This is a genomic window from Micromonospora sp. NPDC020750, from assembly GCF_044334565.1.
GTDB lineage: Bacteria > Actinomycetota > Actinomycetes > Mycobacteriales > Micromonosporaceae > Micromonospora.
In genome coordinates, this window is record NZ_JBIRTH010000003.1 from 452181 (window position 1) to 478320 (window position 26140).

The 26140-nt window shown below is 68.8% G+C and carries 43 protein-coding genes; 41 read left to right on the forward strand and 2 right to left on the reverse strand.

Going from position 1 to position 26140, the window contains the following annotated elements; genetic code table 11:
* From ACH4T9_RS12325 to ACH4T9_RS12445, 25 genes are all read left to right on the forward strand, one after another.
* Positions 1-495 carry a hypothetical protein gene (locus ACH4T9_RS12325; protein ID WP_396671126.1) on the forward strand — a complete coding sequence of 165 codons (495 nt, stop codon included), beginning with the start codon at positions 1-3 and terminating at the stop codon, positions 493-495.
* The gene (locus ACH4T9_RS12330; RefSeq protein WP_396671127.1) at positions 492-1031 is read left to right on the forward strand and encodes a hypothetical protein; all 540 of its coding nucleotides are present in this window, start codon (positions 492-494) and stop codon (positions 1029-1031) included. The genes ACH4T9_RS12325 and ACH4T9_RS12330 overlap by 4 nt, the downstream gene beginning before the upstream one ends.
* Entirely contained in the window at positions 1028-1759 is a 732-nt protein-coding gene (locus ACH4T9_RS12335) for a hypothetical protein (RefSeq protein WP_396671128.1), read from the forward strand. The genes ACH4T9_RS12330 and ACH4T9_RS12335 overlap by 4 nt, the downstream gene beginning before the upstream one ends.
* Positions 1756-2121: a hypothetical protein gene (locus tag ACH4T9_RS12340; RefSeq protein ID WP_396671129.1), complete on the forward strand. Its 366-nt coding sequence runs from the start codon at positions 1756-1758 to the stop codon at positions 2119-2121. The genes ACH4T9_RS12335 and ACH4T9_RS12340 overlap by 4 nt, the downstream gene beginning before the upstream one ends.
* Positions 2118-2375: a hypothetical protein gene (locus ACH4T9_RS12345; protein WP_396671130.1), complete on the forward strand. Its 258-nt coding sequence runs from the start codon at positions 2118-2120 to the stop codon at positions 2373-2375. Before ACH4T9_RS12340 ends, ACH4T9_RS12345 begins: the two co-directional genes overlap by 4 nt.
* Positions 2372-2521, forward strand: coding sequence for a hypothetical protein (locus ACH4T9_RS12350; protein WP_396671131.1), 150 nt, complete (start codon positions 2372-2374; stop codon positions 2519-2521). Before ACH4T9_RS12345 ends, ACH4T9_RS12350 begins: the two co-directional genes overlap by 4 nt.
* Positions 2518-3396, forward strand: a complete 879-nt coding sequence (locus tag ACH4T9_RS12355) for a hypothetical protein (protein WP_396671132.1) — start codon at positions 2518-2520, stop codon at positions 3394-3396. The genes ACH4T9_RS12350 and ACH4T9_RS12355 overlap by 4 nt, the downstream gene beginning before the upstream one ends.
* Before the next feature lie 4 nt (positions 3397-3400).
* Positions 3401-3952, forward strand: a complete 552-nt coding sequence (locus ACH4T9_RS12360; protein ID WP_396671133.1) for an endonuclease VII domain-containing protein — start codon at positions 3401-3403, stop codon at positions 3950-3952.
* Position 3953: 1 nt separating this feature from the next.
* Positions 3954-5048, forward strand: a complete 1095-nt coding sequence (locus tag ACH4T9_RS12365) for a hypothetical protein (RefSeq protein ID WP_396671134.1) — start codon at positions 3954-3956, stop codon at positions 5046-5048.
* Positions 5049-5130: 82 nt separating this feature from the next.
* Positions 5131-5694 (forward strand): hypothetical protein, encoded by a 564-nt coding sequence (locus ACH4T9_RS12370; protein ID WP_396671135.1) that lies wholly within the window; start codon positions 5131-5133, stop codon positions 5692-5694.
* Entirely contained in the window at positions 5691-6098 is a 408-nt protein-coding gene (locus ACH4T9_RS12375) for a hypothetical protein (protein WP_396671136.1), read from the forward strand. The genes ACH4T9_RS12370 and ACH4T9_RS12375 overlap by 4 nt, the downstream gene beginning before the upstream one ends.
* Positions 6095-6466, forward strand: a complete 372-nt coding sequence (locus ACH4T9_RS12380) for a hypothetical protein (protein ID WP_396671137.1) — start codon at positions 6095-6097, stop codon at positions 6464-6466. The genes ACH4T9_RS12375 and ACH4T9_RS12380 overlap by 4 nt, the downstream gene beginning before the upstream one ends.
* Positions 6463-6963 carry a hypothetical protein gene (locus ACH4T9_RS12385; protein WP_396671138.1) on the forward strand — a complete coding sequence of 167 codons (501 nt, stop codon included), beginning with the start codon at positions 6463-6465 and terminating at the stop codon, positions 6961-6963. Before ACH4T9_RS12380 ends, ACH4T9_RS12385 begins: the two co-directional genes overlap by 4 nt.
* The gene (locus tag ACH4T9_RS12390; protein WP_396671139.1) at positions 6956-7165 is read left to right on the forward strand and encodes a hypothetical protein; all 210 of its coding nucleotides are present in this window, start codon (positions 6956-6958) and stop codon (positions 7163-7165) included. The genes ACH4T9_RS12385 and ACH4T9_RS12390 overlap by 8 nt, the downstream gene beginning before the upstream one ends.
* 2 nt (positions 7166-7167) lie before the next feature.
* Positions 7168-8067 carry a DUF5131 family protein gene (locus tag ACH4T9_RS12395; protein WP_396671140.1) on the forward strand — a complete coding sequence of 300 codons (900 nt, stop codon included), beginning with the start codon at positions 7168-7170 and terminating at the stop codon, positions 8065-8067.
* The gene (locus ACH4T9_RS12400) at positions 8060-8536 is read left to right on the forward strand and encodes a hypothetical protein (RefSeq protein ID WP_396671141.1); all 477 of its coding nucleotides are present in this window, start codon (positions 8060-8062) and stop codon (positions 8534-8536) included. Before ACH4T9_RS12395 ends, ACH4T9_RS12400 begins: the two co-directional genes overlap by 8 nt.
* Before the next feature lie 296 nt (positions 8537-8832).
* A complete protein-coding gene (locus ACH4T9_RS12405) occupies positions 8833-9108 on the forward strand; it encodes a WhiB family transcriptional regulator (protein WP_396671471.1) in 276 nt (91 codons plus the stop codon).
* Complete coding sequence (locus tag ACH4T9_RS12410; RefSeq protein ID WP_396671142.1) at positions 9105-9440, forward strand: hypothetical protein; 336 nt, start codon at positions 9105-9107, stop codon at positions 9438-9440. The genes ACH4T9_RS12405 and ACH4T9_RS12410 overlap by 4 nt, the downstream gene beginning before the upstream one ends.
* Before the next feature lie 76 nt (positions 9441-9516).
* Entirely contained in the window at positions 9517-10656 is a 1140-nt protein-coding gene (gene dnaN, locus ACH4T9_RS12415; RefSeq protein WP_396671143.1) for a DNA polymerase III subunit beta, read from the forward strand.
* Positions 10653-11381 (forward strand): hypothetical protein, encoded by a 729-nt coding sequence (locus ACH4T9_RS12420; RefSeq protein WP_396671144.1) that lies wholly within the window; start codon positions 10653-10655, stop codon positions 11379-11381. Before dnaN ends, ACH4T9_RS12420 begins: the two co-directional genes overlap by 4 nt.
* A 1-nt stretch (position 11382) precedes the next feature.
* Entirely contained in the window at positions 11383-11877 is a 495-nt protein-coding gene (locus ACH4T9_RS12425) for a single-stranded DNA-binding protein (protein WP_396671145.1), read from the forward strand.
* Between the two features lie 93 nt (positions 11878-11970).
* The gene (locus ACH4T9_RS12430) at positions 11971-12396 is read left to right on the forward strand and encodes a hypothetical protein (protein ID WP_396671146.1); all 426 of its coding nucleotides are present in this window, start codon (positions 11971-11973) and stop codon (positions 12394-12396) included.
* On the forward strand, positions 12396-12905 hold the full coding sequence (locus ACH4T9_RS12435; RefSeq protein ID WP_396671147.1) for a hypothetical protein: 510 nt from the start codon (positions 12396-12398) through the stop codon (positions 12903-12905). The genes ACH4T9_RS12430 and ACH4T9_RS12435 overlap by 1 nt, the downstream gene beginning before the upstream one ends.
* Positions 12905-13720, forward strand: coding sequence for a hypothetical protein (locus ACH4T9_RS12440; protein ID WP_396671148.1), 816 nt, complete (start codon positions 12905-12907; stop codon positions 13718-13720). The genes ACH4T9_RS12435 and ACH4T9_RS12440 overlap by 1 nt, the downstream gene beginning before the upstream one ends.
* Positions 13720-14007 (forward strand): hypothetical protein, encoded by a 288-nt coding sequence (locus ACH4T9_RS12445; protein WP_396671149.1) that lies wholly within the window; start codon positions 13720-13722, stop codon positions 14005-14007. The genes ACH4T9_RS12440 and ACH4T9_RS12445 overlap by 1 nt, the downstream gene beginning before the upstream one ends.
* Positions 14008-14066: 59 nt before the next feature.
* Here the strand turns inward: ACH4T9_RS12445 and ACH4T9_RS12450 are convergent, their stop codons facing one another.
* Together ACH4T9_RS12450 and ACH4T9_RS12455 are read right to left on the reverse strand one after the other, a co-directional pair.
* Positions 14067-14573, reverse strand: a complete 507-nt coding sequence (locus tag ACH4T9_RS12450) for a type II toxin-antitoxin system prevent-host-death family antitoxin (protein ID WP_396671150.1) — start codon at positions 14571-14573, stop codon at positions 14067-14069.
* Positions 14574-14582: 9 nt separating this feature from the next.
* Positions 14583-14876: a hypothetical protein gene (locus ACH4T9_RS12455; RefSeq protein WP_396671151.1), complete on the reverse strand. Its 294-nt coding sequence runs from the start codon at positions 14874-14876 to the stop codon at positions 14583-14585.
* Positions 14877-14981: 105 nt separating this feature from the next.
* On the opposite strand from ACH4T9_RS12455, the gene ACH4T9_RS12460 reads away from it, so the two are divergent.
* The 16 genes from ACH4T9_RS12460 (at position 14982) to ACH4T9_RS12535 (ending at position 26131) form a co-directional block, all read left to right on the forward strand.
* Complete coding sequence (locus ACH4T9_RS12460) at positions 14982-15674, forward strand: hypothetical protein (protein ID WP_396671152.1); 693 nt, start codon at positions 14982-14984, stop codon at positions 15672-15674.
* A 16-nt stretch (positions 15675-15690) separates the two neighbouring features.
* The gene (locus ACH4T9_RS12465; RefSeq protein WP_396671153.1) at positions 15691-16038 is read left to right on the forward strand and encodes a hypothetical protein; all 348 of its coding nucleotides are present in this window, start codon (positions 15691-15693) and stop codon (positions 16036-16038) included.
* Positions 16035-16322 (forward strand): hypothetical protein, encoded by a 288-nt coding sequence (locus tag ACH4T9_RS12470; protein WP_396671154.1) that lies wholly within the window; start codon positions 16035-16037, stop codon positions 16320-16322. The genes ACH4T9_RS12465 and ACH4T9_RS12470 overlap by 4 nt, the downstream gene beginning before the upstream one ends.
* 20 nt (positions 16323-16342) lie before the next feature.
* Entirely contained in the window at positions 16343-17389 is a 1047-nt protein-coding gene (locus ACH4T9_RS12475) for a hypothetical protein (RefSeq protein ID WP_396671155.1), read from the forward strand.
* Positions 17386-17841 carry a hypothetical protein gene (locus tag ACH4T9_RS12480; RefSeq protein ID WP_396671156.1) on the forward strand — a complete coding sequence of 152 codons (456 nt, stop codon included), beginning with the start codon at positions 17386-17388 and terminating at the stop codon, positions 17839-17841. Before ACH4T9_RS12475 ends, ACH4T9_RS12480 begins: the two co-directional genes overlap by 4 nt.
* Entirely contained in the window at positions 17838-19232 is a 1395-nt protein-coding gene (gene dnaB / locus ACH4T9_RS12485) for a replicative DNA helicase (protein ID WP_396671157.1), read from the forward strand. The genes ACH4T9_RS12480 and dnaB overlap by 4 nt, the downstream gene beginning before the upstream one ends.
* Positions 19233-19440: 208 nt before the next feature.
* Positions 19441-19707 carry a hypothetical protein gene (locus ACH4T9_RS12490; RefSeq protein WP_396671158.1) on the forward strand — a complete coding sequence of 89 codons (267 nt, stop codon included), beginning with the start codon at positions 19441-19443 and terminating at the stop codon, positions 19705-19707.
* Positions 19704-20636 carry a hypothetical protein gene (locus ACH4T9_RS12495; RefSeq protein WP_396671159.1) on the forward strand — a complete coding sequence of 311 codons (933 nt, stop codon included), beginning with the start codon at positions 19704-19706 and terminating at the stop codon, positions 20634-20636. Before ACH4T9_RS12490 ends, ACH4T9_RS12495 begins: the two co-directional genes overlap by 4 nt.
* Positions 20633-21265: a hypothetical protein gene (locus ACH4T9_RS12500; RefSeq protein WP_396671160.1), complete on the forward strand. Its 633-nt coding sequence runs from the start codon at positions 20633-20635 to the stop codon at positions 21263-21265. Before ACH4T9_RS12495 ends, ACH4T9_RS12500 begins: the two co-directional genes overlap by 4 nt.
* Positions 21266-21448: 183 nt before the next feature.
* On the forward strand, positions 21449-21616 hold the full coding sequence (locus tag ACH4T9_RS12505; RefSeq protein ID WP_396671161.1) for a hypothetical protein: 168 nt from the start codon (positions 21449-21451) through the stop codon (positions 21614-21616).
* Between the two features lie 10 nt (positions 21617-21626).
* Complete coding sequence (locus tag ACH4T9_RS12510; RefSeq protein WP_396671162.1) at positions 21627-21899, forward strand: hypothetical protein; 273 nt, start codon at positions 21627-21629, stop codon at positions 21897-21899.
* Complete coding sequence (locus ACH4T9_RS12515) at positions 21896-22552, forward strand: hypothetical protein (RefSeq protein ID WP_396671163.1); 657 nt, start codon at positions 21896-21898, stop codon at positions 22550-22552. The genes ACH4T9_RS12510 and ACH4T9_RS12515 overlap by 4 nt, the downstream gene beginning before the upstream one ends.
* Positions 22553-23374: 822 nt before the next feature.
* Positions 23375-24022, forward strand: a complete 648-nt coding sequence (locus ACH4T9_RS12520; RefSeq protein ID WP_396671164.1) for a hypothetical protein — start codon at positions 23375-23377, stop codon at positions 24020-24022.
* A gap of 107 nt (positions 24023-24129) precedes the next feature.
* Positions 24130-24927 (forward strand): hypothetical protein, encoded by a 798-nt coding sequence (locus ACH4T9_RS12525; RefSeq protein WP_396671165.1) that lies wholly within the window; start codon positions 24130-24132, stop codon positions 24925-24927.
* A complete protein-coding gene (locus ACH4T9_RS12530; RefSeq protein ID WP_396671166.1) occupies positions 24924-25355 on the forward strand; it encodes a hypothetical protein in 432 nt (143 codons plus the stop codon). Before ACH4T9_RS12525 ends, ACH4T9_RS12530 begins: the two co-directional genes overlap by 4 nt.
* 158 nt (positions 25356-25513) lie before the next feature.
* Positions 25514-26131: a hypothetical protein gene (locus ACH4T9_RS12535; RefSeq protein ID WP_396671167.1), complete on the forward strand. Its 618-nt coding sequence runs from the start codon at positions 25514-25516 to the stop codon at positions 26129-26131.
* Positions 26132-26140 lie beyond the last annotated feature (9 nt).

Below are 26140 nucleotides of genomic sequence, written 5' to 3' on the forward strand. Positions count from 1 at the left end.
ATGTCCCAGTTCAAGCCCGGCGAGATCGTCAACGTCCGCATTCAGAACGCCCGTGTGGCCGACGACGACGGCAGGACCGTCAAGGTCACCTACGGGGATGGGCGGTACCTCATCCCCCTCGCCGACGACACCACCAACGTCACCATCGAGCGATTCGCCCCGGACGTGCAGACCGGCACTGTTCCTGCCTTTCCGCTCCCGGCGCTCGACATGCCGTGCGACTGCACCACCGAGGCTGCCCAGAAGCTGCGGGCTGACGAGTACATCGCGTGGTCCGCCGAGGAGTTGGCCGCCTACGAGAAGTTCTCCGCCGACCACGACGGCGAGTGGGACATCCACGAGAAGTGGAAGAAGAGCCCCACCTACCGGGAACTGATCGGCCGGCAGCCGGAGTCGCCCGGTGAGGGTTGCGTCGAGTGCGACTGGAAGCAGCGGAAGCTGACCGACGCCGGCCGGCAGGTGCTCGACTTCATGCGCGTGTGGGGTGCCAAGTGACCGCCGTCGAGTCCCCCCGGGACGCTCTCGACCTAGACGCCATTCGCCGCCGCGAGCAGGCCGCCACCCCCGCCCCGTGGACCGCTCACCCCGACGGGCTCGTGTGGTCGACGCTGATCGGCGACCCCGTGTCCGGTTCGGTGCTGGTCGTCGACGCCGAGTTCATCGCCGCCGCCCGGACCGCCGTGCCCGCCCTGCTCGCCGAGGTGGACCGGCTCCGCGCCGAGCAGCGCGCCGACCACGGCATCTTCACCCGCGCCATCAACGACGCGGAGCGGGAGCGCGACGAGTACCGCGACGAGGCCATCACCGCGACCACCGAGCTGGCCAACGCCCGCGCCGAGGTGGACCGGCTCCGCGCCGCCGAGCGCCACCAGGGACGCGCCGCCCTCACCGAATACCGCGACGCCAACCACCGCCACAACGACCGCGCCCCCGGCTGGTGCATCTGCGGCGACGACTGGGACGACGAGGGCTGCACCGAGTACATCGGCCTGACCGAGGCCGCGCAGCTCTTCGGGGCGGTGGCCCGGTGACCGCCGTCGTGTTCGACCTCGCCGCCGCGCAGGACGCCGTCGCCAAGTCCCGCGCCGACTACCAGGCGATGCGCGCCTACTGGATGGCCGACCAGTCTGTGAAGTGCCCGAAGTGTAAGGCCGGATTCGGCGAATACTGCCAGTCCACCGGCGGCGGCTACGGCGGCCCAACCTCCACCCACAAGGCGCGCACCAGCCGCATCACCGACTGGACTGATGAGCAGCGGCAGACGTTCGGCGAGCACGTACGCCAGTACCGCAGCCGCTCGTGGGACGGGCACACCACCCCCGCCGAGGTGATCGACCGGATTGCCGCCGACGCCGAGGCCGCCGCCAAGCCGATCCCCGCCGCCAAGGCCAAGCCGACCAACCCGCGCACGGTGCGGCTGTCGGAAAACCAGGCCGAGGAGATTGAACGGTTCGCCTGCAACGCCGGTAAGGGCGCTGCTTCGACCGTGCATTTCCACGGCGACCACCAGCACCGGCAGACCATCCTCGCGCTGGCGGCGAAGGGAATCATCGCCGAGGGCGGGTTGATCAGCCACGGGTACGAGCGGGAGTACACGCTGACCGGTTTCGGCTGGCGGGTGTACCTGTCCCACCGGCTGATCATGCGTCGGGCGGAAGGTGACCGGTGGGCAGCTTCGCTGGCGCCGCCGCGCGGCCCGGAGGGTGCGACCGGCCCGGACTGCGGCACCTGCCCTAACGGCCCGGCGGTGGCCGCATGACCAGCATCGACACCTACACCGACGTCCGCATGATGTTGAAGTTCCTTCGGATCGCAGGCTGGAAGCACTCATCCCGGTGGCTCAGCGACGGCCCCCGAGACCCGGACGGCGCACCGATGGGGGAGCCCGTATGTCTGCACACCTGGCGGCGTGGCACCGAAAGGATCCGTCTCGGCATCACTGAGCACGGTCGGGTCGACTGCCTGATCAGCTACGAGCCGTTCGGGACTGAGGGGCTGGAGTTCGGCGACGTTTCGGTTGGCCGTGACTGGCTGGACCGAAACAGCTTGGGTGCTCTGCACACGATCGGTGCCGCCCTTGGCGTCTTCCAGCCTCGCCAGGGTGCGGAGGCGGCGGCATGAGCGCCGACCTGGACGTCATCCGCGAGGCCGCCCGACTCATGCGGGACCGGGCCACCGCCGCCAACCCCAACCCGTGGGCACGCCCGGACCTGGACTTGGCCCTCGCCGACTGGCTCGACGCCGAGGCGAACCTGCACTACTCCGCCAAGCAAGCCGGGGGCGAGATGCCCGACGGGTGGAGCCTGCGGGTCACCTCGTCAACGCTGCCGCAGGCGGTCGCCGTGGCCCGCGCCTACCTGGGTGAGCGCCCGTGACCGCCCCCGCCCCGGCCGTGCAGTCCACCGTCTGCCCGACCTGCCTCAACCCGGTGGACGGGCTGCTTGCCGGCTGCGACCGGGCGGAATGCATCACCGCCGAACTCGACTACGACGCCGCCCTCGAAAGGCTGCTCGACTCATGACCATCACCGCCGAGCGTCCCGTCAAAACCGGACCGCCCACCGCCATCACCGACCCCAGCACCGGGCAGCGCTGGTACGTGCACCCCAAAACCGGTGAGCGGTTCATCTCCGTCACCACCGTCCTCAGCCACATCGCCAAATTCGGGCTCATCGACTGGTCCGCCCGCCTCGCCGCCCAAGCCGCATTCGACAACCTGCCATGGCTCAACCGGGCATCCCGCAACCCGGCCTGCAACTCCACCAAAACCAGCGGCGCGTGCGGCAACTGCCCCGCCTGTGTTGCCTACTGGCTGGCCGACCGACACAACCAGGTCCGCGACGCCGCCGGAGAGCGCGGCACCAAACTCCACGACGCCGCCGAACAGACCGTCCTGTTCGGTGAAGGCGCCGAAGTCGACGACGACGCGAAGCCGTACGTCGAGCAGTGGCAGCGCTGGAACCAGCGGTACAAGCCGAAGTTCCTCGCCACTGAACTCACCGTCATCTCCCGCAAGTGGGGGTTCGCCGGCACGTTGGACGCGATCCACGAATTCAGCGAGGCGTCCCGGCTACCGAAGCAGCTCGCCCACCTGGTCGACCTGCCGATCCTCGACGACTACAAGACCAGCAAGCAGGTCGACCTGACTCAGGGCTGGCAGGTCGGCGCGTACTGCCACGGTGATGCGGTGCTCCTCGCCGACGGCACCGAGCTGCCGATGCCTGAGGTGAAGGCCGGTCTGATCGTGCACATCCGCCCCGAGAAGGTGCAGATGCGTGAGGCGTATCTGACCGATAAGAACTTCGCCTACTTCGTGCACATGTGCCGTGTGGTGGAGGGCTTGGGCGCTCCCCTCAACTCTGTTCTTTCCCGCCCCGTGACAATGAAGGAGGCGTGACCGAATGGAGCTTGCAGGCGAGGCTACGAAGAGCTGCACGGTGTGTAAGACCACAAAGCCTGTCACGGCATTCAGTCGTTGGTCGCGTTCCAAGGATGGGCTCTCCTCTCGATGCAAGTCATGCGCGAGCGAGAAGGACAAGGAGTACCGCGCCAAGCACCACGCGCTGGTACTGGCAGGCAAGAAGGCTACGTACCGCCGTAACCCCGAGCAGATCCGAGCCAAGAACGAGCAGTGGAAGGCCCGCAACCCTGAGCGCCACAAGTACCTCGTCCGACGTTCGTGGTTGAAGCAGATCTACGGCATCACGCACGAGCAGTACGACGCGCTGATGGAAGCCCAAGGTGGTGCCTGCGCGATTTGCAATAACCCATCGGGTGGCACGCGACTGGCCATCGATCACGACCATAGTTGCTGCCCCGGCAAGAAGTCGTGTGGGCAGTGCATCCGTGGCCTTCTTTGCATGAATTGCAACCGCCTCCTTGGCTGGTTCGACAACCGCCGCGAGGTCATCACTGACTACGTCAATCGCTACGAAGCACGAAGGGGGCTGTGACATGCCGATTCTCAACTTGCAGCAGTCAATGACCGAGGTGGGCCGTGTCCGTCTCGGCGTGAAGGTCCGTAACGCGAACGGTCGTGAGCGGCCGGCGAAGCTGGACCGGCTTCGGTTTACCTCTCCCCGCCGGGTGCTGATCGAGAAGATCGCCGAGTTGTACGGCGGGAAGGTGGAGCCGTGGCAGCCGCCGAAGGGTTCCCAGCAGTGGCAGGTGGTCACCGACACCGCTGAGGTTCCGGTGCTCATTCCGCCGCAGGACCCGTCCGATAGCCAGTGGTACGAGATGTGGTCGGCCGGCGGTTGCCTGCGCCGCTGCGACGGGCAGCAGGAGAAGATCAGCAAAAGCAACTGCCTGTGCGACCCGGCGGCCCGGGACTGCAAGATGCACACCCGCCTGCGGGTGATGCTCGAAGACATCCCCGGCCTCGGCGCGTGGCGAATTGACACCGGCTCCTACTACGCCGCCGTCGAACTGCCCGGTGTGGCGGCCCTGCTGGCGATGGCGCAGGGCGCGATCCCCGGCCGCCTGGTCCTAGACCAGCGGACCGTGACCCGGCAGGTCGACGGGCAGCCGAAGACGTTCAACTTCGCCGTCCCCACCCTGCACGTAGACGAACTCACCCCGAAGCAGCTCATGTCCGGTCGAGTGCAGGAACTGGTGGCGGCCCGCAACAACGCCGCTGTGGCCGGTGACCTGCGGGTCGCTATCGCCGCGACGGTGGACTTCGGGTCGCTGATCGACGCGGCGAAGAACGTGGACGCCCTGTACGAGGTCGCCAACCAGGTCAAGGCGAGCAACGGCGGTCAGATCCCCGCTGACCTGCTGGCCACCTTGGAGGCGAGGCGGGATGCCCTCAACGGTGCAAAGCCTCCGGCCGAGGTGGTGGTTGTGCAGCCCAGCGACATCGTGTCCGCCGATGACGTGGACGTCTTGTGGTCGCAGATCCTCGCCGCGTCGCCGTGGAACACCGGCGAGGAGTTGGAGGCGAACTTCTGCAAGGTCGTCGGCCGGTCGTCGGCGGACGCCACCGCAGAGGACATGCGCCGGTTCCTGGCCGCGATCGAGCAGGCCAGCGTCGGGGCGCCGACGTGAGACGCATCGCGCGGGCGGCGGTCGAGCGTGCCGCCGCCCTGCGCTCCCCCAACCACGACACCACCCTGACGGAGGTACCCGCATGACCGAGCACGTGTACTCCACCAGCAACCCGACCATCGTCGCCGCATACCGGAAGGCCAAGGCCGACGCCGCCGAGGCTGGCAAACGCATCGCCGCCGACGTCAAGAAGTTGGGCGCCGGACCGCGGGTGTTCGTTCGCACCTCCGGCTTCTCCGGCATCACCGCGAGCCTGACCGCGATCGAGCAGCAGGGCGACCACATCCCCGAGGGATGGCGGGTCGTACGCGGCAACTTGGAGCCCCGCCGGGGAAAGCCCGGTGAGGCCGCCCGGCAGTGGCTGGCCGACCACCAGCCGGCAGACGTTCGGCACGTCATAGAGCAGCACGGGCTGCCCCGGGCCGCGTGGATTCCGCGCGGTAACGACTTCGGCTACCGGATCGTCGCCCCGAAGCTGTTCGAGCACGACGGCACCCTGTGGGCGTCCTACGCGGCGGAGCCGGGTACCTCGGACAGCGGTTTCGACACGGAGCGGTGCGCGTGGGAGACGCGGAAGCTGTCGGAGTTCTACGCCGCACGTGAGGCGATGGAGTCCGCCGAGCAGACGGCCGGGGTGCCGGCGTGATCTCCCCGGACCTGATCAAGCAGCACGAGTACGACGAACTGATCTTCGGTGGGTTCCTGTGCCTCACCTGCACCCCGGAGGCCGCCTACGACGAGGACCCGGACCTGACCGTGATGTGGCCGTGCCCGACGCTTCGGGCCGCCGGGATGACGGATGACGAGGCTACCGCCGTCATCACGGCTGACCGGGCCTCTCAGGACGCCAAGCGGGCCGCTGCCTGCATCCGCTGCACCACGACCGCCGCCGTCGGCACCTGCTGCACCTCCCACGACAAGAAGCTGTGCCACCTCTGCTACCGGCGCACCCACTTCGTGGAGGTGTGCGTGGCCGGCTGCCCGGCGTGTGCGGCCGAGGGTCTGCCGGTGCTGCTGTCCGACCTGACCACGCAGGGGGTGACGGCGTGACCGCCACGATGCCCGAGCCGCCGGACCGCGCCATGGTCGGCCTGTTCGACCCCAACGGCCGTGACCTGCCCATCGTCCTGGAGCGCGACGACACCGAAGACGCCGAGCGCGGCGAAGCTGACCACTGGTTCGCGATGGACGGCGCGTCGGTGCACACCTGGGCGCAGGTGCTGGAACTGGCGGCCGAGGAGGACCGGCAGGTGATGCGCCTGTACCGGGCCGACGACCCGGCCGTCACCGACGCGTTCAACGCCGGGGTGGAAGCCGCCGTCAAGGTCATCGAGAAGCACGCCGAGTCGGTGGATTACTACGAGGGCTCCGGCACCTGGGCAGACGCCATCGAGCAGGCGCGGAAAGCTGCGCGATGACCGCGACCGCGACCGCCGTCCGCACCTGGACGCTCCTCATCCCCGCCCCCGTCGCCCTGTGGAGCACCAACGACTCCCACAAGCAGGGACCGCGGGCCACCTCCGCCAACCGGGCAGTATGGCGTCGCGCCGGCTACGACGCCGCCGCCCTACACCGGCTGCCCAAGAACCTCACCCGCATCCGTGCATCCGTCACCTTCCACTTCCAGAACGCGCTACGCCGCGACGCCCTCAACTACTCGGAGACGGCGAAGCCCGTCATCGACGCCTTCGGACCGCCGTTCGTGCAGGCACCCACCAAGAAGCGGCCGAAGGGCGCCTCGGCTCCCGGCTGGTCTCTCATCCCGGACGACACCCCTGAGCACCTGGAGTCCTGCGCGCTGGCCATCGGCCCTCTGTGGCGGGACGTCATTGCCGGTGCGGACACCCGACGCTTGGACTCGCAGTTCGGGGGTCTGACCGTGACGATCACGGACCTGTCGGTGTCCGGTGTCTGAACTGGCCTCGCGGACTCTGACCCGCACCCGGCTGCCGTTCACCACCCGGCGCGGCGACACCGTCACGATCGCCGCCGGCTGCATCCACCTCAACGGCCGCCCGATGGTGCCGGTCGACGCCCTCGAACTGTCGGCGGCCCTCGCTCGCGCAGTGCACGAAAACGTGCACCTCAACCACACCACCCTGACCGAAGGAGCCTGACCATGGCTGACACCAGCATCGAGTGGGCCGACAAGACGTGGAACCCGCTTCTCGGATGCGAGCGCGTTTCATCCGGTTGTGACGGCTGCTACGCCATCACCACCGCCACCATCCGCGCCGGCAACCCACACCCGAAGGTCGCTGCCGCGTTCGCTGGCCTCACCGAGCGCCGCGACGGCCGCCTCGACTGGACCGGCCGCATCAACCTGCTGGACGACCGACTCACCCAGCCCCTCGGGTGGAAGAAGCCGCAGCGAATCTTCGTGAACTCGCAGAGCGATCTGTTCCACAAGGCGGTGCCGGACTACTTCATCGCCAAGGTCTTCGCGGTCATGTCCGTCGCCAGCCAGCACACCTTCCAACTCCTGACGAAGCGGCACGGGCGCATGCGCTCGCTGCTGTCCTCGCCCGCCTTCCAGCGGCTTGTCGCCGACACCGCCCCCCTGTACGCCGCCGGCAACCCCGACCTGGCGCAGGACAACGTCCTCAGCGTGTGGCCGCTGCCGAACGTGCACCTCGGCGTGTCGGTGGAAGACCAGAAGGCCGCGAACCTGCGCATCCCCGCACTGATCGACACTCCCGCCGCCGTGCGGTGGCTGTCCTGCGAACCCCTGCTCGGGCCGGTCGACCTGGACCGCACCGACAAGGACGCCCTCGTGGACGGCGGCATCTCGTGGGTGGTGGTCGGTGGAGAGTCGGGCCCCAAGGCGCGGCCCATGCACCCCGACTGGGCTCGGTCCCTCCGCGACCAGTGCATTGCGTCCGAGGTGCCGTTCTTCTTCAAGCAGACCGGGTCGGTGCTGGCAAGAGAACTCGGCATCCCCGGCAAGGGAGACGAGTGGAACCACCTCCCCGCTGAGTTCCAGATCCGCGAGACTCCGCAGGAGCTGACCCATGTCTGACCCCACCGCCCTCGCCTACCTCGCAGGCGTCGTGGACAGCGACGGATACATCACGGCGGCAGTCACCAAGTACAAGGGGCGCAAGTTCTTTGGGGCCTCTGTCGGGATTGCTGGTACGCGCCGTGAGCCACACGACCTTGCCGCGAGTCTCTTCGGCGGCAACGTTCGCATCTACTTCCCTCGGGGATCCCGACAGCACCACCGACCGCAGTTTCAGTGGCAACGGTATGGACGGAGTGCCCTTCCGATGCTTCTGGCAATTCGGCCATTCTTGCGGGTCAAATCCGAGCAGGCCGACTTGGCGATCGAGCTTGAGGAGATGGCCGACGAGGCGCGAGACATGCGGAGCCAGGACGACCCGTACCCGTGGTTCGGCCCCAACTTCGACCCCCTTGCTGCGATTGGGTGCCAGGCAGCCGACATCCGTGCACTCAATCTGCGCGGAAACGGAATGGCGGTGACCGCGTGAGCGCCCTCGCCATCGACGGTGGAAGCTCCCCCACCCGCCTCGCCGACAACCCGGACCGGACGCTCATCGAGAAGCGCATGCGCGCCCTGCTGTCCACGATCGCCTGCGAGATGTTCGACATCCCGGTGCCGGACCGCATCGACGACGACACGGTGATCCCGCAAACCCCGGCTAGTAGAGCGGCCAAGCGGTGGCGTGACGACATGTACGCCGTCCTCGGCCTCACCACCCCGACCGCCGACGTTCCTGACGCCCCGGCCGCCGACCCGACCGGCCAGCCGCGCGTCATCACCAGCATCCGCCGACCGGCCGCCGCCGAGGACGACTGGCGCGGCCGTGGCGCCTGCCGGGACCGCGACCCCGAGCGATGGTTCCCGGTCGGCACCACCGGCCCTGCACTCGTCCAGGCCGAGCAGGCCAAGGCCATCTGCCGCCGCTGCCCGGTGAAGGACGAGTGCCTGTCGTGGGCGCTCGACAACCAGAAGTTCGGGGTGGCTGGGGGCATGGACGAGGACGAGCGCCGCACCTACAAGCACAGCACCGCCACCCACACCATGCGGCTCGCCGCATGACCACCCGTACGACGGCCCGCCCCACCACCGGGGCGGGCCCCCACCCCGAGGACCACACCATGCCCAAATACGCCACCCACGACCGCATCCTCGACGCCATCAACGCCGGACGCATCAGCCGCGACCCCGCCACCTACGAGTACGTCGACTCCAACGGCCGGCTCCGCGAAATCGACCTAACCCTGTACGAGATGGCCGACCGGGGCTGGCTGACCCTCCACCTGGACGGGCGCATCGAAGTCACCGACGCCGGTAGGGCGTGGCAGGACCGGCCGCGTAAGCCCGCACCGGTGCCGGCAGCCCAGTTCTCCGACGCCGGGGCGGCGGCCTGATGCCCGACCTCGCCGAAGCCCTGGACCGGGCGCGCCGCCAACTCTTCCCCACCAGCCGCAACAAGGAGGCTGCCGCATGAAGCTGACCGTAGAGCGTGACGCTTTCGCCGAGGCCGTCACCGGCACCGCGAAGGCCCTTCCCGCCCGGCCGGGTGTGCCCATCCTCGCCGGGCTGATGCTGCGCACCACCGAGGGTGGTGTCACCGTCTCCGGCTTCGACTATGAGGTGTCGAACCAGGCACACGTCCGCGGCACCGTCGCCGAGCCGGGCGTCGTGCTGGTGTCCGGGCGCTTGCTCGCCGCCATCGTCCAGTCCCTACCGCACAAGCCGATCGACCTGACCGGCGTCGGCGCCCACCTGGAGTTGGTGTGTGGGTCCGCCCGGTTCACCCTTCCGACGATGCCGGTGGAGGACTACCCGGCCCTCCCGGACATGCCCGCCCCCGCCGGGACGGTGGACGCCGCCGCGTTCGCCGCAGCCGTCGCCCAGGTAGCCGTGGCCGCCGGCCGGGACGAAACCCTCCCGATGATGACCGGCGTCCGCATCGAGCTTTCCGGCGGCAACCTGGCCATGCTCGCCACCGACCGGTACCGCCTCGCCGTACGCGAAATGGAGTGGAACCCGGACGACCCCGACGTGAACCTCAACGCGTTGGTGCCGGCCCGGACCCTCCACGACACCGTGAAGGCCCTCGGCCCACTCGGCGGCAACATCACCCTCGCCCTCTCTCAGGGGGCGGCCGGCGAGGGCATGATCGGGTTCGCCCGGGACACCCGCCACACCACCTCCCGCCTCCTCGACGGCGCCAACTACCCGCCCGTCCGGTCCCTGTTCCCGGCGGACGCGCCCCTGTCCGCGGTTGTCCCCGTCGCCGCCCTGATTGAGGTGGTGAAGCGGGTCGCCCTGGTCGCCGAACGCACCACCCCCGTGCTGCTCACCTTCACCCCCGGCGAGGACACCCTCACCGTGGAGGCTGGCGGCACCGAGGAGGCCCGGGCCAGCGAGGCCATGGACGCCACCTTCACCGGCGAAACGCTGACCATCGGCTTCAACCCGCAGTACCTGATCGACGGACTCAACAACCTGGGTGCCGTCAACGCGCACTTCGCGTTCGTGGACGCGTTCAAGCCCGCGGTGATTACCCCAGCAAACGCGAACGGCGAGGTCATTCCCGGCTACCGGTACCTGATTATGCCGATCCGGGTGTCGCGGTGACCGCGCTCACCGTCCTACAGGGCGAACAGCGCTGCCTTGCACGACGCCACGTCGCAACATGCGACGAACACCCGGCCTACTTGGCGGGCTGCGACGGCTGCAAGACCCGCAACCGGGAGCGGGTACGCCAACGACGTAAGGCCGCCATCCTCGGCACGCACCAAGCGGGCCGGGTCCCATCGATCGGCGCCGCCCGGCGCCTCCAAGGGCTCGCGGTTCAAGGGTTCGGAGCTGTCGACCTCACACCCCGCTTCGACGTGCACCGGGAGCAGCTACGGCGCTGGCGTCGCCCCCTGCACCCGCTGATCCTGCGCCGCACCCACAACGAGATCGCAGCGCTGACCTCGCAACTCGACGGCACCAGAGGCCCGTCCCGGCGGGCCCGCAGCATCGCCCACCGTGAGGGCTGGCACCCGCTGGCCGCATGGAACGACATTGACGACCCCGACGATGTGCCCCAGGTACGCGAAGCATGCCACCGTCGGGACCCGCGACCGCTCATCCAACGGGTCCTTACCGGCCGGGCCGGTATCGATGTGCTGACCGTGAATGAGCAGACATTGCTGTGGCGACAGTGGGCCGAGCAGCGCGAGCAGCAGAGCTTCAAGGCCGGGCCCAAGAGCTTCGGCCGCCACTTCGACATCAGCACCGACCGAGCCGGACGGATCATCGCCGCCGCGCGAGCGTCAACCGACCCGAGTATTCCCAACCGAAAGGTGGCCTGACATGGCCGGAGACACCACCATCACCGTAATCGGCAATCTGACCGATGATCCCGAGCTGCGGTTCACCCCGAGCGGTAAGGCCGTCGCCAAGTTCCGCATGGCATCCACGCCCCGCTTCATGGACAAGGCGTCCGGCGAATGGAAGGACGGCGAGCCGCTGTTCCTCGCCTGCAACGTGTGGGGGCAGCCGGCCGAACACGTCGCCGAGTCGTTGCAGCGTGGCGCCCGGGTGATCGTGTCGGGCCGCCTGCGTCAGCGGTCCTACGAAACCCGCGAGGGTGAGAAGCGCACCGTCATCGAGCTTGAGGTCGACGAGATCGGCCCGTCGCTGCGCTACGCCACGGCGAAGGTGCAGAAAATGTCCCGCTCTGGCGGCGGGCAGGGTCAGGGCGGCGGGTCCGGCGGGGCCCAGGACGACCCGTGGGCGAGCGGCTCCCCGGCCCCAGCGGGCACCCGGACCGGTGGCGGCTTCGACGACACCGAACCTCCCTTCTGATCTTGCGGCGTATCTGACCTGCGGTACCGGGGTGCGGTCCGGCCAGCACGGCGGACCGCACCCCACCCCCACCCCTCGACGGAGGTGAACGCCATGAGCGCCCTCGACGACAACCCCACGCTCGTCATCGCCCTACAGGCCGCCGTGCAACTGCGCATCCTCGAACTCCGCCAACACCACCCGGCCACCCGCGACCGGCTGTGCTCGCGCTGGGCGGCCGACGCCGTTGACCCTGTCGCCTCTCGGGCTGACGCCATGCAGTACGGCGGCAAGCGGGGTGAGGCTGCGCAGGTGTTCAACGCGCTCGCCCGGGGCCTGGCCGCCGCCGCGTTCAACCCGGGCGGGGTCACCGCGTTCGGTGAGCACTGGTGCGTTGACCACGCCGCATGTGAGGCCGCCGACCGGCAGGCCGCCGACGCGCCGTCCCTGCTGGACCGCGACCCCGAACCCGACCAGCCGTCCGCCCCCACGTTCCGGGGTCGCCCCCTGGTTGACGTCACCCTGCCGGAGGTGGCGTGATGGGGCTCGCCGACGACATCACCCTCACCGAGTCTCTGCGTTTCGCGGTGCCCATCTTCCTCGCCGACCTGCTGGCCCGCCCCGAACCCAGCCGCACCCGGACCGCCCGATGGTGGGCTGCCGACGGGGCGCGTGCCGTCGGTGAGCGCGGTGACCTGTTGCAGTTCGTGCGCCCCGGCCGCACCACCACCGACCTGCGGATGGCCAACACGTTCCAGCAGTTGGCCCGCGGCTTGGCCGCCCTCGTGGTTTTGCACCCGCCCGGCGTGGACGTGGCCGGACTCCACTGGTGCCTGCAACCCGACTGCCGGCGCTGCCGGACGCCACGGCAGCCTGGCCCGACCGTGGCCGAGATCAACGCCCAACTCGAAGCGTTGGACGCCGACTACCGGCGGGTTGCAGGGCTCCCCCCATACACGCCTTCCGTGCCCTGCCCCGTCGCACCTCTGCCGACGGTGCCCGCCCCACGTCGGCCCGTCACCACCCTGCACCTGCCGGAGGTGGCCTGATGACCCTCAACGACACCAACACCACCCTCGCCCACGGCTACACCCTTGCCGACCTACACCGGCTCGCCCGCCAATCCGCCGGATCCAACCGCACCATGGCCGCCGACCAACGCGACCTGTACGACACCGCCTGGTCCGCCATCGCCGAAGCCCTCTACAGTGCCGAACACTGGCCTACCGAGCACCACCTGCTCGCCGTCGGCAAAGGCGCCATCTGGGCCCTCGTCAAAGACCACCGCACCACCTACGGGTACCGCGACCGGGAATGGGACGCCGGACTCGCCAGCGCCCCCCGGTTCTGCGCCTACTGGCTTGGCGCCCGGGTCACCGCCAGCCCCGAAGAACCCATCGTGGAACGGTTCGCGCTGCCCGCAGTCATGGCTGCCCTCAGTGAGCCGTACCGGGAGGCGATCATCGCCCTCGCCGTCCACCAAGGCAACGTAGACATCCGCGCCCGGTCCGACGCAGAGTGCTCCCACTGCGGAAACCCGTGGGCTGACCACACCGACCGGGACGCCGCCACCTGTTCCCTCGGCCTGAACCGGGCTGCGTTCAACCGGCGTTTGCATGTTGCCCGCCGCACCTGCCTGCAACTGTGGTTGGAGCACGAAACACCGCACCGGGTGGCGATGCGACACCCGGACCGCCGCAACGATGCCCGACCAGTGCAACCGTGCGGCACCCTGGCTGCGGCACTTCGGCACCGGGACCACAAGGAACCGTTGTGCGAGTTGTGCGCCCCCGTGGAGACCGCATACGACCGGGAGCGCCGCGCCCGCCGTGCTCGGCGCCGCGCCGAGCAGGTGGCGGCGTGATGACCGGCCTTGGCGACGCGAGCCTCCCCTCAGCTTGGCGCCGCCACGACGCCGGCCAACCCGAGCTCGAAGACGCCGCCCTGTTCGCCGCCGAACTCACCCGCGCCTGGCGCACCCATGAGCGGATCCGCGCCCTCGTGTGGCCACTCGCCCGTGGGGTGGACGGCACCATCCACACCCCGTGCGCCGACGCGGCGTGCGCCCACGACGGCGACGAGCCGGGGCATGCCCGGTGTTTGGCCGCCAGGGTGCTTGCGGCCCTCCACCGCGAGGGGGTGGGCGGGTGATCGGGGGCAGCACGAAAGCCCGACGCTGCGGGGGCGTCGGGCTGATGACGTGGGAGGGCTCAGGTCGCGATCAGCTCAGCATTCTTGAGGATGCCGGAACCAAGCTCGCTGACCAGAAGGTCCAGGAACTCCTCGGAGACGAACACCGCTCGGGGCTCGCCGTGCTTGAGCACCACAGTTGGCCGACCAGCGGCAGCATCGTCAACGACCTCACGGAGACGCCGACGCACGTCGGTCAGCGGCATTGCTCGGACACCCATGACCTCGGCCGGCGGCGGGGGCGGCTTCGGAAAGACCCGGCCGGGCTTGTCTTTAATGTTGCACAGCGGGCGCTCAACGATAATCGCGCACACTTCTTCCGCTTCCGCGAGGCCGCGCGTCTCGCGCCACACAACCTCGGTGAGCGACTGATCTGCCAGGTTCCACCAGGTCGAGTACAGGGCGTGCTGCCTGAAGCGAATCTCGGGAACGCTGGTGATGCCGACGTACACCAGAACTCCGGGCTCGCTGTAGAAGCGGTAGACGGCCGTGCCTTCGGTCATGCCGAGAGGGCGCGGATACTTCACGGCCATCTCCTACGCCTCGGCCGGCTTGTCGACCGAGCGGCGGCGGACCTTCTTGACTGGTCCCCGGCGCTTCCCGGGCAGGGGCGTTTCGGGGTTGTCGACCCGCCACTCGATGTACGCCTTAATGTCGGCCGACCTGCCGCCGTCGCCCACCACGTCGGCGTACGTGTTCCACAGATCCTTGTCCACCCGGACCCGACGCACGTCACTGGTCTCTTCCGCCACGAGGTCAGGGTAGGTCTGTCGGCCCATCTGTGCCAACAAACGGTCGTACGGCGCGGTCTTGTGTCTTCCTCGATCCATGCCATCATGGTACTACTTTGTAGGTCCAAGTGTAGGATCTACAGTAGGTCCACCGCCCACGGCTTGGGCACTTCGCCGACCCACCCACATCCAACGGGAGGCACCATGACCGACCACACCCTCGACCGACGCCCCGCCCACGCCAGCCAGCTCATCAGTGACGGCCTGGACACCCTCGGCTCCTACCTTCACGAGACCGGCCTGCACGCCACCAACGCCACCGTGTCTCCTACCGCACGCGGCTGGTACGACTTCTACACCGACTCGAAGATCGGCAACCTGCCGGGCATCCGCCTGGAGCTGACGCCCACCGAGTTCCTGCTGTGGTGCGAAATTCTCAACGCACCCCGCGTTGGTGTCGCCCGGCGCGCCGGACGCACAGAGTTGTCCGCCGACCTGTGCCGCGACGGCGCGAGCTGGTGGCTCACGGCCACCATCTACCAGCCGACCGGCGCCGACCGGCTTCCCGGGGCCAGCATCGCGTGGAACCGCAACGAGAACGGTCGCAAGCTCGCCGACGGCTACACCACCGTTCCCGATCTGCGGAACGCGCTCGCCACCCTCGGGTTCCGGTACGAGAACCAGAAGGGCGAGGTCGTGGCCGTCGACCCGCACGGCCCAACCACCCCGCAGATCGTCCGCTACAGCAGCGGCGGAAGTGACACCTACCCGAACTACACCGCCGTGCCGTGCACCGACTGCGGCACCAGCATCCCGGCCGGAGAGCGTCCCCCGGTGTGGACCGACGGTGCAACCACCTGCCCGGACTGCACCCACAAGCGCCGCGTCAACGCCTGAACCGGAGGAACCCCGCATGACCATCAACCCGACCTCCCTCAACGCTGACACCGCCGAGACGGTGGCGCAGACCGGGCAGCAGCACCTGATCTGGTCCAACCACCACAAGGCGTGGTGGGGTCCCAACGGCAGCGGCTACCTCAGCAATCCGGCCGACGCTGGCCGGTACGCCCTTGCCGACACCCCACAGTGGTTGGGCCGGGGCTGCGGCTGCTGCGAGGTGCCCGAGGTGCTGATTCCCGCCGAGAAGGTGAGCGGGAAGAGCACCCGATCGACTCGGGGTGTTATCGCCGCCGCGACCCGCGCGACCGTCAAGGCCGGTCGGGTGAACCGCTACTACGCCGGTGCCGAGGTGGCCCGTTGACCACTGACGCCACCGAGATCGCCGCCGTGTGGGGGGCGCTTATGCGCGCTGGCATCGGGCTCCCCGACCCAGCCGTCACTGCTGCGCAGTACGTTGACCGGCTTGCCGCACACCGCGACCAGCTTCAGCACAGGCTGGCCGCAGTCGAGCGGTACGCCGACCAGCTTCGCGCCGACGCCGGCAGCGAGTCCGAAGACGCCGTGGCTGTTGGCCTGCTCCGCGCCGCCGACGGACTAGGCGACCTGTTCGCCGTGGCGGGCGGGGCCTCGTCCGTGACCCAGTGACCACGACATCGGGTGCCGGGGTGGCGCAACTGCTGTCCGCCCCGGCGCGCACACCGCCCATCCCCGGGCTCGAACCTCTCGACACGAAAGATCAGGCACTGATGACTTGGTTCAAGGTCGACGACGGCCTCCACAAGCACCGCAAGCGAATCCGCTGCGGCCTCGACGTTGAGGGCTTTGCCGCGCTCGGCCTGTGGACCACAGCCGGATCCTGGTCGTCCGACGAACTCACCGACGGTTGGGTGCCCGACGATGTGCTCGACTACCTCGCACCGGGCATTGGCGAGCAGCTTGCCAAGCGGCTGGAGCGGGCCGCGCTGTGGAATCGCGTCACGCGTGACGGTGAGGAGGGGTGGCAGTTCCATGAGTGGACTGACCACCAGCCGACCCGTGATCAGGTGTTGGCCGAGCGGGCTGCGGCTGCCCTCCGGCAGAAGCGGGCGCGTGATCGTGCGCGGGATAGGCGGGACGAAGAAGGGCAGAACGAGTCACCGTCACGGCGTGACTCACGCGTGACTGACACCGCCACTCACGGCGAAGTCACCCCCACCGTCACGGTCCCCCCGACCCGACCCGACCCGACCCGACCTTCAGAACATCCTTCGGATGTTCTCTTCGACTCGCCGCCTTCGGCGTCGCCGTCGACCCCCAAAACGAAACAGCAGCGGAAGCCCACCGAACGAGGCACGCGCATTCCAGACGACTTCGGCATCTCCCAAGTGCTACGCAAGTGGGCGGAAGACGAGATCCCCGGCTTCGACATCGACCGCGAGTTCCTGCGCTTCCGCGACTACTGGCGAGCTCAGCCCGGCCAGAAGGGCGTGAGGACCAAATGGGATTCCGTCTTCCGCAACTGGATGCGGCGGGCGTTCGACGAGCGCGGCCCTTCACGCCCGCCCGGAAGCGCCGTCGCTACCCAGGATCGGCGCAGCAGCTACGGCAGCGGCTACCCGGACCGCAACGGCATCGCCACCCGAGACGTGAAGCCAGCCGCCGAGCCCGCCGAGGTGCGGAAGGCGCGCGGCTGGATGGACATCGAAGTGACGACGGGAGGTGAGCACCGGTGACGTTGGACGACATGCGTCGGGTGATGGCCGCTGTGGCGGTGTTCGAGTACCGGTTCGGCACCCCCAACGCGGCCGTGCTTCAGGCGTGGCATGCGGCGATCGGTGACCTGGACGCCGGGGATGCGGTGGAGGCGGTGCGCCGCTACTACGCGGTGCAGACGGATCGGATCATGCCCGGTCACATCCGCCAGGGGGTGAACGCGATCCGGGCGGAGCGGCGCCGCAACCAGCCGGCCCCGGCGCGGGAGTTGCCGTCCCGGTTCGAGGACGACATCAACCGGAAGGTGCGAATGGACGCTGGTGCGGCGACGCTGCGGCAGGTGTTGGAACCGCTGCTGGGCCACATCGCGGCGACCCGACCCGAGTTGCCGTCAGCGATGAATGAGCTGCGGGCGTTGACCTCCGCCCCCGCCGACCTGGACGACGTGGTTAAGGGCGAGGTGTGCGCGTGACCGCCACGGTGGAGGAGCGGCTGCCCCGGCAGCGGGCCTCAGACGGCGACAGCGCCCCCAGCTCGGGTCGGCAGGTGCCGCAGGACGTTCAGGCGGAACAGGCCGTCCTGGGCGGGATGCTGCTGTCGAAGGACGCGTGTGCGGGTGTCATTGAACTGCTGCACGGTGAGGACTTCTACCGGCCAGCGCACGCCACGATTTTCGACAGCATCGTGAGGCTGTACGCCGCAGGGGCCCCCGTGGATGTCGTCTCGGTCCACACGGCGCTGATGGAGTCCGGCGACTTGGCGAAGGTCGGCGGCGCCCCGTACCTGCACACCCTGATCTCGCAGGTGCCGACCGCAGCGAACGCCACCTACTACGCCCGGTCTGTCGTGGACACGGCGACGCAGCGGCGGCTGGTGGAGGCCGGCATGCGGATCGTGGAACTCGGCTACCGGGGTGGGGGCGCGCTGGGCAAGAGCATGTCGGACATTGCGACGCTCGCCCAGCAAGCCGTGTACGAGGTGACCGCCCGGGAAGCCGCCGACGACTACGCGGCCCTGGCGGACATGCTCAAGCCCACCTTGGACGAGATTGAGGCGATCGGTAACCGCGGCGGGGAGATGACCGGGGTGCCGACCGGGTTCACCGACTTGGACCGGTTGTTGAACGGGTTGAACCCGGGCCAGTTGGTTATCGTCGCGGGGAGGCCAGGGCTCGGCAAGTCAACGGCCAGCGTTGACTTCGCGCGGCACGCCGCTATCCGCGCCAAGAAGGCGTCGGCGATTTTCTCCCTGGAGATGAGCAAAGTCGAGCTGGTGATGCGGATCCTGTCCGCTGAGGCTCGTGTGCCCCTGCACGTGCTGCGGTCCGGGCAGTTGTCCGATGACGACTGGACGAAGCTGGCCCGCTGTATGGGTGACATCGCTGAGGCGCCGCTGTTCGTGGATGACACCCCGAGCATGAACATGATGCAGATCAGGTCGAAGGCGCAGCGGTTGAAGCAGCGCCACGACCTCAAGTTGATCGTCGTCGACTATCTCCAGTTGATGTCGTCGCCGAAGCGCACCGAGTCCCGGCAGCAGGAGGTCGCGGATCTGTCCCGCGGGTTGAAGTTGCTGGCGAAGGAGTTGGAGGTGCCGGTGATCGCGGTGTGTCAGTTGAACCGGGGCCCGGAGCAGCGGCAGGACAAGCGGCCCCAACTCAGCGACCTTCGCGAAAGTGGATCTTTGGAGCAAGATGCAGACATTGTGATCCTTTTGCACCGCGACGACTACTACGACAAGGAGTCGGAGCGGGCCGGGGAGGGGGACTTCATCGTCGCTAAGCACCGCAATGGGCCGACGGACACGATCACCGTTGCCGCCCAACTGCACCTGTCCCGGTTCGTTGACATGGCCATCGTCTGAGGAGGTGGACTGCCATGGAGTGTGACTACTGCGGTTGGGCGACCGGAGCCTTGGCCTTGTGGGAGGTGTCGACGGGGGCGCCTGGGGATGGGATGACCCGGTACCCGTGTGACCGGCATTTGGCGTCGGCGTACCGGCATGTCGCCGGGGTGGGCGTGCCGCTGGTGTTCGAGCACAACCGCGACCACCTGGCTCGGAGGGCTGCCGCGTGAGCGCCGGGGAGAACGCCGGCCGCCGCCTGGTGGCTGCCCTGACTGCTGCCGGGTTCGCGACCGCCAGCGTTGGGCGCGGCTACGTCCGGCTCTGCTGGCCGAACGTCACCGACTGGCGGCGAACCTTGGTCGTGCCCGTGGATGACAGTTTCGCCGACTACCAGGATTCGCTGGATGAGGTGAAGGCGGAGCTACGGGATGCGGCCCGCCGTGGTGAGGCCGCCCGCTACGCCCTGGACCTGCACCGGATGGAGGCAGCGTGACCGAGAAGTGGTACCCACACCACACCCAAACCGTCTACCAGCCCCCGACCGCTGGCCGGCTCATTGGCCGCGACCACGCCGTCTGGCAAATCCTCAAAGTCACCAACTCGGACCTCTCCGACCGGGATCGAGAAATGTGGCTCGACGCTGGCGCGCCCGACCTCGCGACCTGGAAAGGCCGGCCCTACAGCGTTGACCTGCGCTGGGTTGCCGGGGCACGGCCACCATGGAACACCGACGACGACGGACTGGACGGATGCGTCGAGATACCCGCCGGACGATCAACCTGGCACCTGTACCCCGAGTCCGGCCGGTGGCCGTCCTGCTCCTGCTGCGGCGAGCCGATGCCCTGCCGGGCCGAACTACAGGACCAGGAAGTCTCAGCCGGCCTCAACAGGGTCGAAAAGCTCGCCAGCCGTCAACCCGGATGCTGCTGGGGATGCGGGGAGCCGATCACCCGACGGCAGAAAGCGGTCGTCTACCCGGGCGACAACCTCGACCTGCCTGGCGGCATCCCCGTGGCCTTCCACGCCCGCGAATCCTGTCACGGGCAGGCATCCGCGTACGAGCTGCGGTGGATCGCACTCGACCCGCGCCGCGAACGAATCCTCACCTACCCGAAGTGCCGGGGAATCCTCATCGTGCACGCCGACGGATCATCCGAATGCCAGTCCGGACAGGATGCGATCGGCACGTACGCGCAGGGAGAGCCCGACTGTCGGGGGCATCTGACCCACGACCACGGCTCCCAGTCTGCCTGCTATGTGGGTGGCGCGTGGTTCGCGACCAAGGCCGACATGCCAGGCTGCCCACGCGGGTGCTCGAAGGGCGACGCCCACCCGGGAACGCGAACCAAGCCGCGCCCGCCGCGCCCGCAGCCGGACAGCGCCGCACTGTTCGACCCGACTCACGACGGGGGCCGGCGGTGAGCGCCCCGGTGTGGCCGCAGGTGATGGTGACCGGCCACCGCCCCCACCACCTGCCGGTCGGCGCCCCGGCGTCGGTGCGCGGCGAGCTTGACCGGATCGCCGTCAAGCTCCGCGACGGGCACGGCATGACCGCTGGCATTACCGGCATGGCGTTGGGCGCTGACCTGCTGTGGGCGGCTTCCCTCCACCGCGCCCAGGTGTCGTACATCGCGCACATTCCGTTCCCGGAGCAGCCTGACCCGTGGCGGCGTAACAACCCGCATGCCGTCACCGAGTGGGAGCGGCTACGTGGCCTCGCCGACCGTGAGGTGGTGTACGGGACGCTCGCCGGCCTCGCAGAGCGTGCCCGGAAGGGTGCGGCGGTGAAGCTGCTACACCGGCGTAACGACGGGATGCTCGCCGCGGTCGTCTCCGCCAGGGGCGCGGTGGTGGCGGTGTGGTGCCCGTCGAAGCTCAACGGCGGCACCCACTCGGCCCTACAGAAAGCGCACCGGCTCGGCCTGCCCGTCATCCACATCAATCCGGAGGCGCGCACCACGACGGTGCCCTCCCGAGCCCGCCTCTCCCATCTGCTGCACCCGACCGCCCCTGACGAGCTGCCCCCGACTGCGACAGGAGACACCCGGTGAGCACGGACACGTGGACTGACCCCCCAACCGCCGACGACTGGTACTTCGACGGCCGTGAACCTACCGAGGAGGAGTGCGGCGGCTGGCCTGACCCCACCTTGTGGGAAGGGTTCGTCATGGAGGCACCCGACGAAGCGGACCCCAGCCTCAACCTTCATCCCCGACACGCCTGAGGAGGCACCCATGCCCCACACGACCACCACCCGCTGCGACTGGTGCCGCAAGCCGAACGCCACCCACACCGAGACCGAGCACCCACTACGGCGTGACCACCCCGACTACGACGCGTTCTACGACGCCACCGACTCGGATCTCGCCGCCATGACCGCCGACGCTCTGCGTAACCACTGAGGAGGCACCCATGACCAACGCCACGCTGACCGAAGAGGCTCCGTTCCCGGGCATGCCAGCGCCGCCGGAACTGTGGGCGGTGCACGTCCAAGGCCCAGACGACATGGTTCCGTTCCTCGACAAGGCAGCAGCGGAGAAGCTGACCGAGTTTCTCAACGGTGAGGACGCCAAGGAGCGTGCCAAGGACAAGCCGTACTCGGTGTTCTACAACGCGAAGCTCATTCCGTGGCCGTACAGCCGAAACGCGTTCGCGGAGGCGCTGCGCGAGGAGACCGGGCTGTGAACCCCACCTCGCTGACCGCGGCCGACATTCTCGCCCGCCCGTGGACGGCTGTCCCCAACGACGAGATCGGCGGCTGGGCTGTCAGCACCGACGGGCGCAGCCCCGCCGACGGTGGGGTGATGGCCGCCGACATGGTGTGGTCGCAGCAGGTCGGCGAACACATCGCCGACCTCCACAACGCGCGGCTCGACCAGCCAAACCAGAACCACACACTGGGCATCGAATCGGCCGGTCCGTCCAGCCGAGGCGGCTTCGAATTCCGTCTCCGTCCAGGCATCGACCTCGCCCGAAACCTCACACAAGCCGCCAGGGCCGTTCTCGACGGCCACGGCGCGAACAACTACGTGGAGATGCGGTTCGCCGACGACAGCGGTGAGGAGTACATCGCCACCTTCCAACGGCGCGATGGGAGGACCCCCGACGAACTGCGCCGGCAGGCCGAAACCGACCGCGACACCTTCCGGGAGGTGGCCCGCCGCAACAAACGCCACGTCGCCGTCCTCACCGAACTGGTGGAGCGGGTGGAGCAGTTCGCCACCGAGCTACCCGAGGACAGCGCAAACCGGCTGCGGGGCCTGCTGAGCGCGCCCACAACGGCCGAACGCGGGTCGCCCGCACCCGAAGGCACCCCCAACCCTGCTGAGGCAAGCTGAGCCGATGACGTTGCCGCTGTTTCCGGGCGCACCCGACCCCGAACCCCGCGTCTGCCTGTGCGGGACACCCGTTCCGACAGGACCGCTCGTGCACGGGTGGGGGTCGGCGTGCGCCCGGAAGCACGGCCTACTCCCACCGGCTGTGCCCGGCCCGTCCCAATGGCAGCAGGACGGGCCGGACCTGTTCGACGCGGCCCGCTCCGACGGCAACGCGAACGACGATCAGGCATGATGCGCGGAACGTGACAGGAATGGGACGCAATGAATACACACCAGCAGTCCGCCACGGCAAATCCCAACACCACCGACGCCGAACCCGCGCCGCGCATCATGCGTGACGAGCGGTACGAGCCCCGCGTGTGCGCCGGCCCCGACTGCTCCATCCCACCCCACGTCCGCTGGCGTGTCACCACAGGTGGAACTCTGTACGGGCTGTACCGGCGCACCGGCCAAACCATCGACCTGTGCGACAGCCACGAACGGGAGGTCGTTGACCTGACCGGCGCGGACTGGGGTGACAAACCAACACCGCCACGCCTACCCAAACAGCGACCCGAAAATGGGCCATGATAGGCGGCACACCATGATCCGTAACGCGCGCTGAGCAGGTAAAATAGGGGCGGGAGGTGCCATGTGTCCACCGATCGGATAGCTCGCCGCCCCGTCAACTTCCGCGCATCTCCGACTGCCGTCGAAACCCTCGACCAACTTGCTTGCGATGAGGGAGTGCTTGACGAGCATGGCCGCCCCAACCTGGGTGGACGGCCCGCACCTGATGCGCCGAACCGTGACCGTCACCGACTGGGAAAGGCAGGAGGCGCAGTGACCATCCTGGACCGCATCGACAACGCCCTCGACGGCTGCTGCCCGTGCGGGGCGCAACCCCGCACCGGCTCTCCCTACTGCTCGCCGGACTGCGAACCTACCCACCTCGCCGCCGACACCGACACCCGCACCACAGGGCACTACGCCACCCCCATGCGCTGGCGGCCCGACCTCGTGACCGCAGCCGACGATCCGGACCTCATCCCGGTCAACGCCACCCGGACCGGCTACACCGGCCGCCACAACACCAGCGTCTTCGAGCGGGCATCCGACCCCACCGTGTGGCACCTCCGCCTAGACAACGGGCACCGCTACGTCGGCTGCGACCTTCACGGCATGGGCACACCCGACGGGATCATCAGCATCGAGCAGACCGCCCGCATCCACGACACGTGGCAGCGACTCGAACGGGAACTCGGCAACACCCGTCACCTCGAACCCGGCCGCATCCCTGCCGACTTCACGTCGGCAATAGACGCCCTGGACCGATGGGTCAGCGAGCAAATCGCCGTCAGTGTCCCCAGCGCCCCGCTGATCTGGAGACCGGTAACCGTCGCTCAGGACGCCGCGATGCAGCGGATTCTCGCCGCCACCTCGCTGTCCGTCGATCCTCAACGCATCTTCCGGGACCTCAACCTCACCTGACGGCGACGGCGGCCGGACCCTCATCCGACCGCCGCCCACCTGCCACACCCCACGCCCCCGTGGAGGTCACCGCCCAGCGTACCCACGCCGATCGGAGACCAGCCCACATGCACAACACCACCCCCACCGACAGCCGGCACTGCGTCTCCGACACCCGCTGCCGCGCCTACGACCGGCTCGCCAAACCACCGGCCGCCGCACCCGTCCACAACTGCCCCCTGTGCGCCGACTGCCTCACCGCCGCCGAACGCGACATCCGGTCGTTGGTCTACGACTACGTGGACCTGGAACAACTCCAAGCCCCGTCACTGTCGCAGGCCCTCAACATGCAGCCGGCTGGCAAGGCCGCACCGCCCATGCCGTTGAACGGCGCCGCCGAGGCCCTACAGGCGGAAATCCATCACGTCACCACACTGTGGGCAGACGAACTCCGCCGACGCCACCGACTCGCCCGAGGCCCCCGCACCATCATCGTCGGCGCCTGGCACACCACCCGAAGCAACCCACCGCCCCAGGCTCGGCGCCTACCCGGCGCGGAAGTCGCCGACGCCGTCGCCACCCTCACCCCCCGCCTCACCGACCTCGCCCGCAACCCACCCGTCACCGTCTACCCCACCGGCTGCGACGACGACCCCACCGACCTCACCGGCTGGGAAGCCGTACACCAGTTGCAACACCTCCACCAGCGGGCCCGCGGCATGCTCGGCCGCACCCACCGCACCACCCACTTACCCGGCACCTGCTCTACCTGCGGGCTAGACGAACTCCACCGCGACGACCCCCGCCACCAACACGACCCCTGCGACGTGTACTGCACCAACTGCCACACCACCTGGCCCCACACCGACTACCAGCAGTACGTCACCCAACTCGTGTGGCCCACCCGCGCCGGAGCTGCTGCGTGAACCCCGACCTCGACATCCAAGGCCGCCGGCAACCCTGGCCGATCCCCGGCGACACCGCCCTCGACCGCGCCCGCAAAATCGCCCACATGTACCGGGCGCAACTCCACGCCCTCAACCCCGACGCCTGCAACCAAGCCGACGCCACCGCCCAACAGTTCGGCGAAACCTGGGTCGTTCCCCAAACCGTCACCGTCGAAGACACCGACGCCATCACCACCAGCGAAGCCGCCCAACTCGTCCACGTATCCGAAGACGTCATCCGCCAATGGGCGTGCAACCGCCACCCCGAACACCCCGACCAGCCGCTACTACCCCGCCACGGGTGGCGCGGACGAGAACGCACCTACCTCGCCCAACACGTCCGCGACGCCGCCCTCACCATGCTGCAAACGAAACGCCGAAAGGCACAGTTGACAAGATCCTCGTGATCAGTCACAGTCACGCACGGGAGAAGTGTCTCCAAAGCCCGCTTGAGCCTCACGGTTTCGGCGGGCTTTCGGCATTCCCACCCCCTGAACGTTCCCGGCCCGGCACAGCGGGTGACCCGGGCCGGGAACCCAAGAAACCGGCGGGCGGTGATCCACCCATGGAAACCGGCCCGCCCGGCAAGCCGAAATGCAGCGGTCGCCGCACCAACGGCGAGCGATGCACCAAGTGGCCAATGAAAGGCCAAAAGGTGTGCCGCAATCACGGCGGCGCCTCACCTCAGGCGAAGGCTGCGGCTGAGGTCCGCATCCAAACCGCCGAGGCGGCGAAGGCTGTTGTCACGTTCGGTCTGCCCCGCGAAGTTGACCCACGAGACGCCCTACTCGAAGAGGTGCACCGGACGGCCGGGGCTGTGGCGTGGCTGCACGAGCAGGTGCAGGCGCTTGACCCCAACGATGTGGTGTGGGGCAAAACCGAGGAAGTCGACAAGATGGCCGGCGAGTTCCCGGGTACCGACACGAAGCGGGCCGCTGAGGTCAACGTGTGGGTGCAACTGTGGCAGCGGGAACGCCTCCACCTGGTGCGGGTGTGCAAGGAGGCGATCGGGTCGGGCCTTGAGGAAAGGCGCGTTCGTCTCGCCGAGCAGCAGGGCGCGATGCTCGCCGGAGTCATCAAGGCCATCCTCGGGGACCTGGACCTGACGCCCGAGCAGCAGACGACCGCGGCGAAGGTGGTTCCGTTCCGGCTCCGGTCGGTGGCGTCTGGGGTTGCGGCGTAGGAGGTCGGC

Coding starts and splice junctions, on each gene's coding strand:
- ACH4T9_RS12435 (WP_396671147.1), top strand. CDS start 12,396: ATGGGGCTCGCCGACGACATCACCCTCACCGAGTCTCTGCGTTTCGCG.
- ACH4T9_RS12400 (WP_396671141.1), top strand. CDS start 8,060: ATGTCTGACCCCACCGCCCTCGCCTACCTCGCAGGCGTCGTGGACAGC.
- dnaN (WP_396671143.1), top strand. CDS start 9,517: ATGAAGCTGACCGTAGAGCGTGACGCTTTCGCCGAGGCCGTCACCGGC.
- ACH4T9_RS12370 (WP_396671135.1), top strand. CDS start 5,131: ATGACCGAGCACGTGTACTCCACCAGCAACCCGACCATCGTCGCCGCA.
- ACH4T9_RS12440 (WP_396671148.1), top strand. CDS start 12,905: ATGACCCTCAACGACACCAACACCACCCTCGCCCACGGCTACACCCTT.
- ACH4T9_RS12510 (WP_396671162.1), top strand. CDS start 21,627: ATGACCAACGCCACGCTGACCGAAGAGGCTCCGTTCCCGGGCATGCCA.
- ACH4T9_RS12385 (WP_396671138.1), top strand. CDS start 6,463: ATGACCGCGACCGCGACCGCCGTCCGCACCTGGACGCTCCTCATCCCC.
- ACH4T9_RS12410 (WP_396671142.1), top strand. CDS start 9,105: ATGACCACCCGTACGACGGCCCGCCCCACCACCGGGGCGGGCCCCCAC.
- ACH4T9_RS12355 (WP_396671132.1), top strand. CDS start 2,518: ATGACCATCACCGCCGAGCGTCCCGTCAAAACCGGACCGCCCACCGCC.
- ACH4T9_RS12430 (WP_396671146.1), top strand. CDS start 11,971: ATGAGCGCCCTCGACGACAACCCCACGCTCGTCATCGCCCTACAGGCC.
- ACH4T9_RS12465 (WP_396671153.1), top strand. CDS start 15,691: ATGACCATCAACCCGACCTCCCTCAACGCTGACACCGCCGAGACGGTG.
- ACH4T9_RS12455 (WP_396671151.1), bottom strand. CDS start 14,876: ATGGATCGAGGAAGACACAAGACCGCGCCGTACGACCGTTTGTTGGCA.
- ACH4T9_RS12340 (WP_396671129.1), top strand. CDS start 1,756: ATGACCAGCATCGACACCTACACCGACGTCCGCATGATGTTGAAGTTC.
- ACH4T9_RS12325 (WP_396671126.1), top strand. CDS start 1: ATGTCCCAGTTCAAGCCCGGCGAGATCGTCAACGTCCGCATTCAGAAC.
- ACH4T9_RS12345 (WP_396671130.1), top strand. CDS start 2,118: ATGAGCGCCGACCTGGACGTCATCCGCGAGGCCGCCCGACTCATGCGG.
- ACH4T9_RS12535 (WP_396671167.1), top strand. CDS start 25,514: ATGGAAACCGGCCCGCCCGGCAAGCCGAAATGCAGCGGTCGCCGCACC.
- ACH4T9_RS12460 (WP_396671152.1), top strand. CDS start 14,982: ATGACCGACCACACCCTCGACCGACGCCCCGCCCACGCCAGCCAGCTC.
- ACH4T9_RS12505 (WP_396671161.1), top strand. CDS start 21,449: ATGCCCCACACGACCACCACCCGCTGCGACTGGTGCCGCAAGCCGAAC.
- ACH4T9_RS12365 (WP_396671134.1), top strand. CDS start 3,954: ATGCCGATTCTCAACTTGCAGCAGTCAATGACCGAGGTGGGCCGTGTC.
- ACH4T9_RS12395 (WP_396671140.1), top strand. CDS start 7,168: ATGGCTGACACCAGCATCGAGTGGGCCGACAAGACGTGGAACCCGCTT.
- ACH4T9_RS12425 (WP_396671145.1), top strand. CDS start 11,383: ATGGCCGGAGACACCACCATCACCGTAATCGGCAATCTGACCGATGAT.
- ACH4T9_RS12445 (WP_396671149.1), top strand. CDS start 13,720: ATGACCGGCCTTGGCGACGCGAGCCTCCCCTCAGCTTGGCGCCGCCAC.
- ACH4T9_RS12525 (WP_396671165.1), top strand. CDS start 24,130: ATGCACAACACCACCCCCACCGACAGCCGGCACTGCGTCTCCGACACC.
- ACH4T9_RS12360 (WP_396671133.1), top strand. CDS start 3,401: ATGGAGCTTGCAGGCGAGGCTACGAAGAGCTGCACGGTGTGTAAGACC.